Source organism: Paractinoplanes rishiriensis (genome assembly GCF_016862375.1).
In the GTDB taxonomy this organism is placed as follows: Bacteria; Actinomycetota; Actinomycetes; order Mycobacteriales; family Micromonosporaceae; genus Actinoplanes; species Actinoplanes rishiriensis.
Genome location: NZ_BOMV01000065.1, coordinates 145,428 through 159,525 on the forward strand (window position 1 = coordinate 145,428; position 14,098 = coordinate 159,525).

The window sequence follows — 14,098 nt, forward strand, 5'->3', positions numbered from 1 at the left end:
CCTCGCGCCCGGCCGCTGGGCGATGCCCAGGGTCGCGCGCCGCCGCCCCCGACGAATTCACGATCAGCTGCCCTCGCCCTCCGGCCGCGGGCCGGCGATGAACACCAGGCGGAACTTGCCGATCTGCACCTCGTCCCCATTGCTCAGGGTGGCCGCCTCGACCCGCTCCCGGTTCACGTACGTGCCGTTCAGCGAGCCGACGTCGCGGACCGTGAAGGTGCCGCCGTCCCGGTGGAACTCGGCGTGCCGGCGCGAGACCGTCACGTCGTCGAGGAAGATGTCGCTGTCGGGGTGCCGTCCGCTGGTGGTCACGTCGTGGTCGAGCAGGAACCGGGCCCCCGCGTTGGGGCCGCGGCGCACGACCAGCAGCGCCATCCCCGGCGGGAGCGAGCCGGACATGCGGCTCGGCACCACGTCGGTGTCGGGACCCTCCAGCACCTCATCGAGCGCACCGAGGTTCAGCGTGGACGTGACGTCGAGTGGGGGGAACTCGTCGTCTGGGCGCGTCATCGGACCACCTCACGGATCAGTTGGTCGCCGCCAGGCGGCACGGGCCAATGAGACAAGCTCTGCTCCCCCACCGCGGCCGTCAGGCCCGGACGCACGACTATCGGTTTCAAAATTTCGACACAGACGTACAGACAACTGTTTGTTCGTGCCACGCGAGCCTAGTCAGCGCCAATATCGCGGGGCAACCGGACGCGCGGAACCGTCGCGCATCCAACACGACGGTTCCGGCCGCATGGCCTTCTTCGCCTCGGTCCCATCGGCTTCTTCGCCTTCACCGCGTTCATCGCGCAGGTCGCGTGTGTCGCGGTCGTCGCCGAAATATGCCGTTGCGGCCACTCAGCTCTCGGTGAGCGATTGGTATGCGCCCGCGTCCAGCAGCTGACCGATCGAGGCGGCGTCGTCGGCCACGATCTCGACCAGCCAGCCGGCCGCGTACGGCTCCGCATTGATGAGTTCGGGTTCGTCGACCAGCGAGGCGTTCTTGGCCACCACGGTGCCGGCGATCGGCGCGTAGATCTCGGAAACGCTCTTGGTCGACTCGATCTCGCCGAGCGAGTCGCCGGCCTGCACCTTGGTGCCCTCATCCGGCAACTGGACGAAAACGATGTCGCCGAGCGCGTCCTGCGCATAGTGGGTGATGCCCACCCGCACGGGCCCGCTGCCGTCACCGGACACCCACTCGTGTTCCGCCGTGTACCGCAGGTCCTCAGGAATCACGCCATCTCTCCCGTTTCACACCCGTCACTGTCACGAGGCTGGTCGCGCATATTGCAAAGACGTCGCCTTACGTACCGCGGTCACCTCGACCGTGGCTTGTTGTTCCAACGTCACGCTACCGCCGGCACTATTCACCGACGCGACCACCCCGCCGGGGATCTGCAACGCGGTCTGCATCGTCTGCGCGGCGCCAATCACCAGCAGCGTGTAGGGGCCGGTCAGCCGTTCACCGTCGACGATGATCCCGCCACCTTCGGCGTCTACAAAATAGCTGGACGCGACGATCCGTACGGCGCCACCGGCGGAGCCGCCGATCTGCATGACCTCGCCGCCGGCGCCGCGCAGCTCCTGCACGGTGTTGAGGACCGCGGACGCTTTGATCTTATCGAGCGTGATCACCAGACCGGGGCCGCGGCCCGGCATCGTGCCGGCGAGCAGACCCAGCTGGTCGGCCCGCTGTTCCGCCTCGGCCAGCGCGGCCTGCCGGCCGGCGACACCCGAGGTGAGCTGGCGCTGGGTGTTCTCGAGGGCGTTGATCTCGCTCTGCAGGCGGGCGTCCCGGGCCTCCAGGTCGGAAAGGATGCGGACCAGGTCCTCCTGGCGGGCGGTGGCCAGGCCCTGGTCGCCGTCGTTGCTGCGCAGCTGGACCACGAGGGTGAAGCCGAACAACGCGAGGAGGAGCCAGATCAGGGCACCGGCCGAGGAGAGACGGCGGCGGGCCGCGGCGGCGGGTGTGCCTTCCTTGTCGGGTGGGGTGGCGCCGTCGTTCCGGGCGTCCGCGGCCGGCTCAGCGTTCACCGCCGGCTCAGCGTCCGACGCCGGCTCCGCGGAGGAGTCCTCGTCGAGAAGCGGCTGCGCCTCCGCCGAGCGCTCCGTCCGGGATTCCAGGGGTGACGAACCCGCCGGCAGCGTCTCCGGATGCGACGGCCCCCGTGAATACGCCGGGGTCACCCGTTCGGGTGCATCCGGCCGGCTTGGATCCGGCCGGCTTGGATCCGGTTCCCGCGAGGCGACCAGGTCCTCGGCGCTCAGCCGCCGGGTGGGGCCTTCCGGGTCGCTTCCGGCGGCCGCCTGATCCGTGGCCGCCGGGGCCGGTCGAGGGGTGAGCCGGGTAGTCGACTCCCCCGGGCCGGCTGGGTCCGGCGGCTGTGCCGGCGCTCCGGCTGCCTCCCCCGGACCCACCGGTTCGAGTCGCGTGGTCTCCTCATCCGGGTCGGCCGGTAGGTGGTCCGCCGAGGCGGCACTCGGAGCCGGGCTCACCTCGCCGAGCCGCGTGGTCGGCTCCTCCGCCGCGGGTGGGGTCAGGCGAGCGGTTGCCTCGCCCGGCCCCGATGGCGTAAGCCGGGTGGTCTCGCCTCCCGGCCCCTTGTCCACCGGCGGCGGCTTGCGCCCCGCGGTGGGCAGGTCCCGGTCGTGCTGGTGGGGTTGGTTCTTGTCGGTCATCGCGACTATGCCCGGAACAGGTGCCGGCGGATCGCCGCGACGTTGCCGAAGATGCGCACGCCGAGGACGACCACGACGCCGGTGGACAGCTGCCCGCCGACGCCCAGCTGGTCGCCCAGGTAGACGATCAACGCCGCGACCAGCACGTTGGAGATGAACGAGACGACGAATTGCTTGTCGTCGAAGATGCCGTCCAGCTTGGCGCGGACGCCGCCGAACACCGCGTCGAGAGCTGCCACCACGGCGATCGGCAGGTACGGCTGGAGCGCAGCCGGCACGGTCGGGTGGAACACGATGCCGAGAACGATCCCGGCGAGCAGGGCGAGTACGGCGATCATCGGCCGCCTTCCGACGATGAGGTGCGCGGCTCGGCCGCTTTGCTGTGGGGTGGTAGAGAGCCCGACGGTTCGGGCGGCGGGGCGGACGGTTCGGCCACCCGTAGCTTCAGCTCCGTGGCGGCCGCCAGTGTCACGTCGTCCACCTCGCCGGTGTCGAAGGACATGCCGTACTTGGCGGAGAGTTCCCGGAAGAACCGGCCCGCGTAGCCGTCCGAGAACTCGTCGGCCAGGTCGTCCGGGCCGATCGCGACCACCTCGTACGGCGTCGTCACCGGACGCTGGTCGACCAGGATGGCCTCACCGGCCTGCCGGATCGTCGACGTCGCGGTGAGGCGCTGCCCGTTGATCGCGATCGCCTCGGCGCCCAGCGACCACAGCGCGTTCGTGGCCAGCTGCAGGTCGGTGTCCTTGACCCGGGCCGTGGTGTTGCGCTCCCCGGTCACCGGGTTGATCGGGGTCGGACCGTCGCCGACGGTGACCGTGGCGCCGGAGCCGCGCACCGAGGCCAGCCCGGTGGCCGCCTCCAGTTCACGCAGCCGGGCCACGGTGGCGCCGCCCAGTTCGCGCGCCCGCAGGTCGGAGACCTCCTTGCCGAGGGTGTCCGCTCGCTGCTGGAGCCGCGCGGTCTCGTCCCGGCGCTTCTGCACCTGCTCGATCAGGGTGTCCCGGGCCTTGCTGCGGGCCGGCTCGTCGGCCACGGTCTGCTGGTAGGCCACCACCAGCAGGAAACCGAGGCACACCAGGGTCAGCGCCGAGATCCCGCTGGTGATCCACTTGCGCGGGCCGGTGGGTTCGCCCTCCTTGGCCTTGCGGGCGGCCGCGGCGGCATAGCCGGGTTCGAGCGGATTGCGGAACAGCTCGGTCAAAAAATCCGGCTGGAAAACCCGCTTGGGCTGCTGATCCGGCTGCTGATCCGCCTGGGGATCCGGCTGGTGATCCGGCTGCGGCTCTGGCGTCGTCATCAGGCAGCCGTCCGCGCGGCCCGCAACAGCTGGGCCGCCTGAGCCAGGTAGAGCGCCGCGGCCGCCCAGTACAGCGCCAGCGCCCACCAGGCCAGCCCCCAGCCGACCGGGCCGGCCCAGGCCTCCACGGCCGGCACCGCCTGGTCGAGCAGGATCACCGGGAACGCCGCCAACAGCACGAACGTGCCGGTCTTGCCGACGTAGTGCACCGGCGGCGGGCCGTAGCCGTGCCGGCGCAGTACCAGCAGCGCGACGCCGAGCACCAGTTCGCGCAGCAGCAGCGCGCCGGTCAGCCAGTACGGCACCACGCCGCGCACCGTGAACCCGATCAGGGTGGCCAGGATGTAGAGCCGGTCGGCGAACGGGTCGAGCAGTTCGCCGAGCCGGGACACCGAGTTCATCCGGCGCGCCACATACCCGTCCACCCAGTCGGTGGTGCCGCCGACCGCCAGCACGATCACCGCGGCCACGTCGTTCTGCGGCCCGAGCAGCAGGTAAAGGAAAAGCGGGACGCCCAGCAGCCGGAGGAAGCTGATCACGTTGGGCAGGGTCCAGATCCGGTTGGAGGCAGCGATGGACGGCGCAGGCTGCTGCGACATCGCGACTTCCTCTCCCCCTCCGGTGCCGGGCACGACCCAGCGCCGCCCGGCACCATGTCACCCCGGCACTGTCTCCCGACAGGCCGCACGCAACCAGACTTGCCGTCTGGTCACTCGGCGACGCGTCACCCGGCAGCGGTCCCCCCGACCAGCCGGACACCCCCCGAACCGGTCACTCGCCGAGCAACTATAACCAGCCGCGCGTTCGGGTACGCCCACCCGTAGCGTGGCGCACACCGTGTCCGGCGTCCTAGGAACCTAGTCATCTGAATTCCCTGGTAGCGGCCCCGCACGGTCAAACCGGCACAAACCCGAAAGAGTGACTAGGAGGTTCGGTACCGCTCGAAGTGCACAACTTCGTCGAGCGGCCGCCGCTTCGGCTGCGCCCACCGGCCACGCGCCGGATACCCGAGCGGGATTAGCGCCATGGTCAGCGCGTCTTCCGGCAACCCGAGCAGCTCGCGTACCTCGTCCTCATGTCCCGAGTAGAGCGTCGTGAGCACCGACCCGATCCCGAACGCCCGCGCCGCCAGCATCAACTGCTGCACCGCACCGTAGATCGACGACCCGAGCCGCGGGTTCTGCGACTTCGCCGCGCCCAGCAGCACCGGGAAGATCCACACTGGCGCCTCCTCGAGGTGCGCCGCCAGGTGGTCACCGGCCCGGAACAGCGCCCGCCCCGGCTCCTCCCCCGTCAGGAACCGCTCCCGGTGCCGGCCGTAGCTGTTCTCCCAGCCCTCCCGGTAGAACGCCGCGATCCGCCCCTTCACCTCCGGGTCACGCACCACGATCCACGCCCACCGCTGCGTGTTGCCGCCGTTCGGCCCCCGGATCGCCGCGTCCAGCAGCTGCCGGATCACGTCGTCCTCGATCGGCCGGTCGGACAGGTAGCGGCGCGCGGGGGTCGAGTGCAGCGCGGCCAGCACGGGCAGATCTTCCGGCTCAGCAGGCATGGGGGTCACCCTAAACCTTGCACGAGAAACGGGATCGACACGGCCGATAAAGTGCGAACGTGGCCACCTACATCAAGTCAGTGACGTTCGACTGCGCCGATGCGCTGGTCGTGGGCCGGTTCTGGGCCGCGGCGCTGGGCGGCGAACTCGAGGAGGACTCGACGTCCGACAAGTCGTTCGTGGAGGCGCCCGGCTGGGGCGGGCCCAACCTGTGGTTCCAGCGGGTGCCCGAGAGCAAGACCACCAAGCTGCGCATGCACTTCGACCTGCGCGCCCCGGACGGCGTCGCGGCCGAGGTGAAACGACTCGAAGCCCTCGGGGCGACCGTCGCCGACAACCAGCGTGAAGACGACCAGCGTGAAGACGACCAGGGTGAACTGGTCGTGATGCGCGACCCCGAGGGCAACGAGTTCTGCGTCGAGCTGTAGGCGGTCCGGGCTACTTCTTCTTGCCCTTGGCCGGTGCCGGCTTGGGCGCCGGATACTTCTCGTTGTAGTCGCGCAGGATCGGCATGCCCACCAGCACCAGGTCGCGGGCGCGCCGGTCCACGTCGGCGCCCGAGGCGTTGCGCGGCGCCGGGAACTGAGCGGCGATCGTGCCCGTGAAGATCAGCAGGTCGTCGACCGAGCCGGGGAACGAGCTGCACAGTTCGGCCGCGGCCCGCAGCTGCGACTCCGGAATGTACGCGACGTGCTCCGCCATGCCGGCCTGCCAGGCGCGCGGGTGCACCAGGTAGCCGGCCGGCAGCCGCCCCGGTCCGCCCAGCGGCGCCAGCGCCCGGTGCCGCTTGACCGGCTCCGGCTTGGTGGCCGTGATCATGTAGAGCGCACCGGCCCCGAACAGGACGCCCGGGATCAGCAGCGCCATCTCGGTGGGCACCCCGGCCATCAGCATGACCACCAACAGCACCACCAGGATCACGGCGCCCGCCATGTACTCCCGGGTGCCGTCGCGGGAAGCGCCCGCCTCGGCGTCCTCGACACAGCGCTTGATGATGCCCTCGAACACCTGGTCCGTGGGGCGCCACCCGTCGGCCCGGACCGGCATCTCTCGCGTGCCCTGTGCCATCGGGAGGTCCTCTCTACTTGCTGCAAAGGGGGTCGCCCAGCGGTATCGGCTAGAGCGGCACACCGGTTGAGAGTTCTCCGGGTGCCGTACGGTGTCACCACAGCTCGGCGCCCTCACGTCCGCGGATGGTAGAGGTTGCGGCGCGGCTCCCGGCTCGCGTCGATCCAGGCGGGCGGGATGAACTCCGGCAGCCGGTCCTCGGCCAGCCGGACCTGCCATCCGTACGCCGGATCGTGCAGGTAGCGATGGTGGCGGCGGCACAGCAGGACCAGGTTGTCCAGGCTCGTGACCCCGCCGGCCGACCAGGCGTGCAGGTGGTGCGCGTCGCACCAGCGCGGCGGCAGGTCACAGCCAGGGAACGCACAGCCCTTGTCCCGGGCGACCAGCGCGCGCCGGATCGGGGCCGTGGCCAGGCGGCAGGCGCGGCCGACGTCGAGGATCTGGCTCTTGCCGCCGAGCACGATCGGCACGATCAGCGCGTCACAGGCCATCCGCCGCGCGGTGGCCGCGGAGATCCGTTCGCCGCCGTCGGTGATCCCGGCCCCGAGCAGGCGGGTCAGCGGGTCGTACGGGATCGTCACCGACACGTGGGCCGTCCCGCCGCCGTTGTCCGGCGTGTCCCCGGTCCGCAGCGTCAGGCGGCACACCTCGACGAGGGCGTCGGCACGCCGCTGGGCGGGCTGCCGGTCGTCGTCGGGTTTCGGCGCGCACAGCGGATCGATGGCGGCGGCGACGGTTGCGGCGTCCTCGACCGTGAGGGACCCGGAGACCCGGACCACGCCGTCGTTCGGCCGTGACATCGTGAACGCCCGTTTCCCGTACGCCCGGGCTTCCTGCCGGCGCAACGCCGCCTCCTCGGCCGCCTCGGCAACCTCCGGCGCGACATGGGTCAGGATCCGCTCGCCGAGCCGCCGCAGCTGTTCGGCCGGGAACTGGCCGGCCTGCTCGAGGAGGAACGCCTCGGCCTCGTCGGCGATCAGCGTGCCGTCGGCCGCCGGCCCACCGTCCTCGACGATGTCGGCGAGCGTCGCCGGAATGGCGCCGACCGACGCGGCGATCACGTCGCCCTGCCGCAGGTCGAGCTCGCCGTCGAGGATCGCCTGTTCGACGGCGGGACGCGCTCGGAACGCGGTGGCCCGCCCGGCGAGTTCCCGGGCGGGCCCATGGTCCATCAATAGTTGACTGCGCAGCCAGCCGGCCGTGGTGCGGTGACCGTGCGAGCCCGGGATGCCGCGCTTGTCGGCCTGCTGCACCAGCCGCACCGTCATCATCTGCGCGGCCTGCACGAGCCCGTGCGCCGCCCGCAGACAGGAGATCAGCTCGGAATCGGCCAGCGACCAGCACGCCGACCCCGCAACCTTGGCGGTGTCGGCGTGCAGCCGCTCCACATCCTCAAGCACCCGCCCAAATTAGAACACCCGTACGACAACCCCGGAACCCACAAAGATCCTTCCCCACCATTTGCAGGACCACCCAACCACCTACGCGGCGAGGGTCGCGTACCGCCCGCCCGCGTCGACCAGCGCCTCGTGGGTACCCGATTCCATCACCCGGCCGTGGTCGATCACCACGATCTGGTCGGCGGCGCGGACCGTCGACAGCCGGTGCGCGATCGTGACCGTGGTCCGGCCGCGGGACAACTCGTCGAACGCCCGCTGCACCGCCCGCTCGGTCTCGTTGTCCAGCGCGCTCGTGGCCTCGTCCAGCACCAGGATCCGCGGGTCCCGCAGCAGTGTCCGGGCGATGGCGATGCGCTGCTTCTCACCGCCGGAGAACCGGTGCCCCCGCGAGCCGACCATGGTGTCGTAGCCGTCCGGCAGGCCGGCGATCACGTCGTGGATCTGCGCGGCCCGGGCTGCGGCCTCGATCTCCGCGTCGGTGGCTTCTGGACGGGCATAGCGGAGGTTCTCGCGGACCGTGGTGTGCAGCAGGTAGGTCTCCTGGCTGACCACCCCGACGATCGAGGCCAGATCGGCCAGTGCCAGGTCCCGCACGTCCACACCGTCCACGGTGACCCGGCCGGCCGTCGGGTCGTACAGCCGGGCGATCAGGGCCGCGATCGTGCTCTTGCCCGAACCCGTCTCGCCGACCAGCGCCAGCGAGGACCCGGCGGGCACGTCCAGGTTCACCCCGGCCACCGCGGCCGACGGGCTCCCCGCGTACGAGAAAGTCACCTCCTCGAAGCGCAGGTGGCCCCGCGGCGCCGGAATCCGCACGGGCCTCGCCGGTTCCTGCACTTCGATCGGCAGATCGAGGTATTCGAAGATGCGGGCGAACAGGGCGAGCGACGCGGTCAGCGACACACCCACGTTGAGCAGCCCCATCAGCGGCCGGAACAGGCCGCTCTGCAGGGCCGTGAAGGCGACCAGCGTGCCGATGCTCATGGTGCCGGCGGTGAACGGCAGACCCGCCGACAGGTAGATGGCCGCCGGAATGGCGGCGAACACGATCGACATCGACGCCATCCGCCAGCGACCGGCCAGCTCGGACCGCAGTTCGAGGTCGATGAGGCGGCGCGACGACGCGGTGAACCGGTCGACCAGCGCGGGACCGGTCCCCATGGTCTTGGCCAGCTGGATGCCGCTGATCGACAGCCCTTCCTCGATCGTGACGTTCAGGTCGGCGAGTTCGCGCTGGCGGCGGGCGGTGATCTCGCGGCGCATCTGGGCGACCCGCTTGGTGAGCCAGATCGCCGGCGGCAGCGCGACCAGCGAGACCAGGGTGAGCTGCCAGGACAGCGCGGCCATCGCGACGATGGAGGCGACCGTGGTGGTCAGGTTGGCGGCGATCGAGGTGGCCGTCGACGTGACGACCTGTTCCATGCCGCCGATGTCGTTGGTGATGCGGGACTGCACCTCGCCGGTGCGGGTGCGGGTGAAGAAGCCGATCGACTGCCGTTGCAGGTGCGCGAACACGTCGACCCGGAGCCGGTGCATGACCCGCTGACCCACCGTGGTGGAGATCCAGGTCTGCACGACCCCGAGCACAGCACTCACCGCGGCGACCGCGACCATGCCGGCCACCAGCCAGGCCAGCAGGCGCAGGTCGGCGTGCGGCAGGGCGACGTCGATCACCTCGCGGAGCAGGAACGGCGCGGCCATGCCGAGGATCGACGTGACCACGATGAGCAGCACCACCACGGCCAGCGACCAGCGGTGGGCGCGGAACAGGGCGCCGATCCGGCGCAGCGACACGGAGCGGGCCTGAGCCTTCTCAGCCGCGGAGACTTCTCTGTTCTTGGGCAATATCAAAATCCTTTCGCCGTACGACGTGTGCGCGCGCACCGGCGACGCGGTGCGCGACGGACCGCCAGGAAAGACAGGTGCTGAGGTTACCTCACTATGAGGTTACAACCGAAGTCGCTGCTACGGTATTCCGCGTGACCGACAGCCTGTCCGAGGCGTTCTTCGCGGTGGCCCACCGGCTCCGGCACCGCACGAGGGTGACGCTCGAGCCCTGGCACCTGTCCCCGTCGCTGGCCCGCGCCATGCGGGTGCTCGCCGGGCACGCCGAACTGCGCCCCGGCGCCCTCGCCGAGCACCTGCGGATCGCCCCGCGCTCGGCCACCGAGGTGGTCGACGACCTGGAACGCCTCGGGTTCGCCGAGCGCCGCCCCGACCCGGCCGACCGGCGCGCCACCCTGGTCGCACTCACCGCGTCGGGCGTCGAGACCAACCGCGCGATCCAGGCCGCGCGGGAGGCCGAGGCGGAACGCTTCTTCGCCGCGCTCGGCCACGACGACCGCACCGCACTGATGGCGATCCTGCGCAAGTTGATCGACGGACCTACTGCCGCACCGCCGCCCGCAGCGCACCCACCCGCACCGAGATGATCCGCGGCACCGTCGCACCGCCGGTCATCACCTGGCTGCCGTGCAGTTCGACCCAGTCCTCGCCCGCGTACCAGAAGATCCGGTCGACGCCCGCGACCACCACGGTCACCGCGCCAATGCCGTAGAGGTAGTCGGCCTCCGCGATGACCAGGCACACGCCGGGCCGCAGCGCCACACCGCCGACCACATGGTTCGCGTTCATCGCCGAACCTCCCACCACCTCCTACGCAATGTAGGCCAGGCGATCACCAGGGGGAACGGTCGAACCGGACGAACTTTGTTCTGGAATGGACCAAGTTGTCAGCGAACCCGGCGCCGCCCGAGCACCAGCAGAACGAGGCCCGCCAATACCGCGCCCATCCCCGCGACGCTCAGCCCCGCGACAGCGGCTCCCGGCCCGGTGATGGGCAGCTCACCACCGCCCCCGCCACCGCCACCGCTCCCCGGCAGCGTGATGGCCGCCGTGTTGTCGGCCGGCACGGTCTCCTTCGACGGCCCGGTGTCGCCCACGGTGACCGACCCCGGCCGTCCCGCCGTCCCGGTGACCCGCAGCGGGACGGTCCGGGACACCGACGCACCCGGCGCCAGCCACTCCTCCGACACGCACCGCAGCCCCGTCCCGCGCGCCGTGCAGCCCGCCGCCGACCCGAACCGGGACCCCGCCGGCGGCACCAGGTCGGCCGTCCACCCGATCGCGCTCGACGGCCCGTTGTTGGTCACCGTCCAGGTCACCGCCGTCGCCGAGGCCTGCGCCCGCACCACGACGTCGAGCGTGTTGGCCGGCGCCAGCACCGAGAGCGGCCCCTCGTTGTCCTGCTCGTTGAAATCCCCGCCGGCCACCTCGACCGCGATCTCACCGCGGAACTCGCCCGGCCCCGGGGTGTCCTTGCCCAGGATCACGAAGAAGCGGGACAGCAGCTCGAATGTCTCCCGGGGCTGGATGTCCCGCACGAACGGGCAGCTCAACGTCACCTCTCCCCAGTGGAACCGCCCGGCCGCCGTGCCGCCTTCGTAGGTGCAGCCCGGGTCCTGCTCGCCGTCGCCGACGCCGAGCCCCTGCGGCACCGTCAGCACCAGCCGGCTGGTCCGCGCCACCACGTCGCCGTTGTTCGTCACCCGGATCGGCAGCGGGCGCTCCTGCTCCGGCTCCCCGGCCGGCACCTGCTCGGCCCACAGCGACAGGTCGGGCCCCCGCGACAGCCCCCGCACCGGGAACGCCCGCGCGACGTCGCCGCCCTCGGCAGCCGTCAGCGCCAGCCGCAGCTCCCCGGCCGGCTGGGTCTCGGTCACCGACGCGACCAGGCGCACCGGCCGCACCGTGGCCGTCGTCAGGTCGCCGATCGCACACCGCACCGTCGCGTCCTCCCGGGTGCAGCCGTCCGCCACCCCGGTGACGCTGATGGTGTCGGCCAGCCCCGCCAGACCGACCGTGAGGACCGCCCCGGTGGCCGGCCCGCCGGACGCCGAGAGCCGGAACTCCGGCTCGAACGCGGTCCGCCCCACGCTGATGTCCTCGTACTGGCGCAGTTCGATCTGCAGGCTGGGCGCCGCGGCCGCGGCGGCGACCGGCGTACCGGCGACGAGTAGGGCGGCGGCGAACAACGGTGCTGCTGCCAACCGTGCTGCTGCCAACCGTGCTGCCGCCAACCGTGCTGCCGCCAACTGTGCACGCATGTGACCAGCTCCCCCGTGGACTGAGGGCCACACGGTAATGGAAACCGCGCGGCCCCGCTGCCCCGTCCTCAGCCGAACAGCAGCGTGCCGAGAGACTCCGACCCCTGCCGCAGGCTGGACCGGCCACCGGCCTCCACCAGCACCCGCTCGCAGCCGTCCGCCTCAACGTAGAGCGTCGCCTGCTCCACCTGCAGGACCGCGAACCGGGTCGCCGGCGTGCTGCAGGCGGCCGCGTCCTTGGAGACGGTCAGCTGCTCCCGCGCCCCGGCCCACTTCTCCGCCGCCAGCCGCCCGCCGGACGCGAACCGGCCGGCCGGTTTCCCGGTGCCCCGCTGGTCTTCCGGCACCGTGTAGACGCAGATCCGCGCGGCCGCGTCAGCCGCCGGCAGCACCGGCAGTGCGGTCCTGCCCAGGCCCATCTGGCTGGTGGCCCACACCATGTCGGCCCACGACTGCCCACACCCGGTCTTCGCCGCCTCGGCCGACTCCAGTTCCTGCACCGGCTTGGCCGACACCTGCGTGGTCCGCATGGCACCGAACGCGTCCCGGAACTCGATCCGCGGCTTGCCGCACGCGTCCTTGGGCACGCCCGGCTGCACCCAGCGTCCGTCCGCGTCGACCAGCGCCAGCCACGGCACCACGGGCAGGTCCATCGTGCAGGCGCCGTCGGTGGGCGCCTCGTCCGGCAGGCGCAGGGCGGCGACCACGGCCGCGATGTCGGTGGCCTTGTTCTCGGAGGCAACGAGCGCGGTGCTGCCGTTGGCCTGTTTGACCGGCGCCGACCCGCAGACCACCGCGGACACCGGCTGGAAGCTGCCGTCGAGCCGTGGCATCGACAGCGCGTCCTGCGCCCCGTCGAGTCCCCGCGCCGACGGTGCCGCCGCGGCGCAGGACTCCCAGGTCGGTTGGACCAGTGGCGCCTCCGCCGGCATCGTGCTGTCCCCGGCGCCGGAGTCACCGCCGCATCCCGCCGCCACCAGCACCATCGCGAGTCCCGCGCCCCAAGCCGCCAGCCGGCCGATCATGGTCACCCCCAACGAGTGTCGACAGGGGGATGAGACGACTCAAACTGGCGGCCGGTTCCCGGCAATCTGCTTCAGGTGCGGCGGGCTGCTTCAGGTGCGGCGGGCGAGCAGCGTGACGCAGGCCGCCGATCCGGCACCGCAGAGCATCGCCGCGATCAACGGCATCGGCACCGGCACCGTGGTGAACCGGTCCAGCACACCCAGCGCCAGCGCCGCCACCAGGCACACCGCGAACACCACCGAGGCGAGGTGACCGAGCACGCCCCGTCCCACCGGCACCGGCTGCACGCCACCGGCCGGCACCCGCAGCGACTCCGCGAAGTCGTCGGTGACCCGGACCAGCGAGGTCGCGTCGACGATCCGCCGCTCGGCCGCGGCGAGACGCCGCAGTTCGGTCTCGGCCCGGGGGTGGCCGGGCTCCAGTCTCAAGGCTTGGCCGTACGCGTCCCGCGCGCTGAGCGGACGACCCGCCGCGAACAGCGCAACCCCGTGCGCGACGTGCAGATCGGCGTCGTAGTACGCCAGCTCGACCGCGATCGCGAGCACCTCGACCGCCTCGGCGACCCGGCCGGCCGCGAGCAGGGCCCGCCCGTGCCGCTCGAACAGGCGCGGGTTGCCCGGGTCTTCGGCGCAGGCCGTGGTGGCCGCCGAGACGGCCAGGTCGTGCCGGCCGGTCGCGGTGTAGGCGGCGCTCACCCAGTACAGCGGCTCCACGCCGCGCGGCTCGAGCCGCAGCGCCGCCCGGGCCGCGTCGAGCGCCTCGGCCGGCCGGTGCAGCGCGAGCCGGGCCCGGGCCAGCAGCAGCCACGCCTCGACGTTGCCGGGTTCCTCGCCGACCACGGGTGCCAGCAGGTGGGCAGCCTGGCCGGCCCGCCCGTGGTGCAGCAGGTCGTCGGCCCGGCCGAGCAGGGTGTCGGTACGCACGACCGCCTCGATCGGCCGTCCGGCCACCGACCTGCGCACCCGGCGGGGTGCGA

General features: G+C 71.8%; 16 protein-coding genes. 2 read left to right on the forward strand and 14 right to left on the reverse strand.

From position 1 onward, the window contains the following. Positions 1–63: 63 nt before the first annotated feature. The 7 genes from odhI to Ari01nite_RS31420 all read right to left on the reverse strand — a co-directional run bounded on the left by odhI (position 64) and on the right by Ari01nite_RS31420 (position 5,522). Positions 64–510 (reverse strand): oxoglutarate dehydrogenase inhibitor Odhl, encoded by a 447-nt coding sequence (gene odhI, locus Ari01nite_RS31390; protein ID WP_202994510.1) that lies wholly within the window; start codon positions 508–510, stop codon positions 64–66. 336 nt (positions 511–846) lie between these two features. Next, positions 847–1,227, reverse strand: a complete 381-nt coding sequence (gcvH, locus tag Ari01nite_RS31395) for a glycine cleavage system protein GcvH (RefSeq protein ID WP_203785830.1) — start codon at positions 1,225–1,227, stop codon at positions 847–849. 30 nt (positions 1,228–1,257) lie between these two features. Next, positions 1,258–2,670 (reverse strand): DUF881 domain-containing protein, encoded by a 1,413-nt coding sequence (locus Ari01nite_RS50220; protein ID WP_239163189.1) that lies wholly within the window; start codon positions 2,668–2,670, stop codon positions 1,258–1,260. A 5-nt stretch (positions 2,671–2,675) separates the two neighbouring features. Beyond that, a complete protein-coding gene (locus Ari01nite_RS31405; protein WP_203785831.1) occupies positions 2,676–3,008 on the reverse strand; it encodes a small basic family protein in 333 nt (110 codons plus the stop codon). Continuing rightward, positions 3,005–3,970, reverse strand: coding sequence for a DUF881 domain-containing protein (locus Ari01nite_RS31410; RefSeq protein ID WP_203785832.1), 966 nt, complete (start codon positions 3,968–3,970; stop codon positions 3,005–3,007). The genes Ari01nite_RS31405 and Ari01nite_RS31410 overlap by 4 nt, the downstream gene beginning before the upstream one ends. Then, the gene (clsA, locus tag Ari01nite_RS31415; RefSeq protein WP_203785833.1) at positions 3,970–4,569 is read right to left on the reverse strand and encodes a cardiolipin synthase ClsA; all 600 of its coding nucleotides are present in this window, start codon (positions 4,567–4,569) and stop codon (positions 3,970–3,972) included. Before clsA ends, Ari01nite_RS31410 begins: the two co-directional genes overlap by 1 nt. A gap of 323 nt (positions 4,570–4,892) precedes the next feature. Then, a complete protein-coding gene (locus Ari01nite_RS31420) occupies positions 4,893–5,522 on the reverse strand; it encodes a nitroreductase family protein (RefSeq protein WP_203785834.1) in 630 nt (209 codons plus the stop codon). Between the two features lie 59 nt (positions 5,523–5,581). Here Ari01nite_RS31420 and Ari01nite_RS31425 point away from each other — a divergent pair, with 59 nt between their 5' ends. Beyond that, positions 5,582–5,950, forward strand: a complete 369-nt coding sequence (locus Ari01nite_RS31425; protein WP_203785835.1) for a VOC family protein — start codon at positions 5,582–5,584, stop codon at positions 5,948–5,950. A gap of 10 nt (positions 5,951–5,960) precedes the next feature. Here the strand turns inward: Ari01nite_RS31425 and Ari01nite_RS31430 are convergent, their stop codons facing one another. The 3 genes from Ari01nite_RS31430 to Ari01nite_RS31440 all read right to left on the reverse strand — a co-directional run bounded on the left by Ari01nite_RS31430 (position 5,961) and on the right by Ari01nite_RS31440 (position 9,835). Further along, the gene (locus Ari01nite_RS31430; protein WP_203785836.1) at positions 5,961–6,590 is read right to left on the reverse strand and encodes a hypothetical protein; all 630 of its coding nucleotides are present in this window, start codon (positions 6,588–6,590) and stop codon (positions 5,961–5,963) included. Between the two features lie 113 nt (positions 6,591–6,703). After that, complete coding sequence (locus Ari01nite_RS31435) at positions 6,704–7,990, reverse strand: HNH endonuclease signature motif containing protein (RefSeq protein ID WP_203785837.1); 1,287 nt, start codon at positions 7,988–7,990, stop codon at positions 6,704–6,706. Positions 7,991–8,071: 81 nt separating this feature from the next. Continuing rightward, on the reverse strand, positions 8,072–9,835 hold the full coding sequence (locus tag Ari01nite_RS31440) for an ABC transporter ATP-binding protein (RefSeq protein ID WP_203785838.1): 1,764 nt from the start codon (positions 9,833–9,835) through the stop codon (positions 8,072–8,074). A gap of 134 nt (positions 9,836–9,969) precedes the next feature. Here Ari01nite_RS31440 and Ari01nite_RS31445 point away from each other — a divergent pair, with 134 nt between their 5' ends. Beyond that, positions 9,970–10,422, forward strand: a complete 453-nt coding sequence (locus tag Ari01nite_RS31445) for a MarR family winged helix-turn-helix transcriptional regulator (protein ID WP_203785839.1) — start codon at positions 9,970–9,972, stop codon at positions 10,420–10,422. Here the strand turns inward: Ari01nite_RS31445 and Ari01nite_RS31450 are convergent. From Ari01nite_RS31450 to Ari01nite_RS31465, 4 genes are all read right to left on the reverse strand, one after another. Further along, on the reverse strand, positions 10,376–10,624 hold the full coding sequence (locus Ari01nite_RS31450; protein WP_203785840.1) for a hypothetical protein: 249 nt from the start codon (positions 10,622–10,624) through the stop codon (positions 10,376–10,378). The genes Ari01nite_RS31445 and Ari01nite_RS31450 overlap by 47 nt on opposite strands. A 98-nt stretch (positions 10,625–10,722) precedes the next feature. Further along, the gene (locus tag Ari01nite_RS31455) at positions 10,723–12,039 is read right to left on the reverse strand and encodes a DUF11 domain-containing protein (RefSeq protein WP_203785841.1); all 1,317 of its coding nucleotides are present in this window, start codon (positions 12,037–12,039) and stop codon (positions 10,723–10,725) included. Positions 12,040–12,164: 125 nt separating this feature from the next. Continuing rightward, on the reverse strand, positions 12,165–13,127 hold the full coding sequence (locus Ari01nite_RS31460) for a hypothetical protein (RefSeq protein ID WP_203785842.1): 963 nt from the start codon (positions 13,125–13,127) through the stop codon (positions 12,165–12,167). An 84-nt stretch (positions 13,128–13,211) separates the two neighbouring features. Continuing rightward, positions 13,212–14,072 carry a tetratricopeptide repeat protein gene (locus tag Ari01nite_RS31465; RefSeq protein ID WP_203785843.1) on the reverse strand — a complete coding sequence of 287 codons (861 nt, stop codon included), beginning with the start codon at positions 14,070–14,072 and terminating at the stop codon, positions 13,212–13,214. Positions 14,073–14,098: the final 26 nt, after the last annotated feature.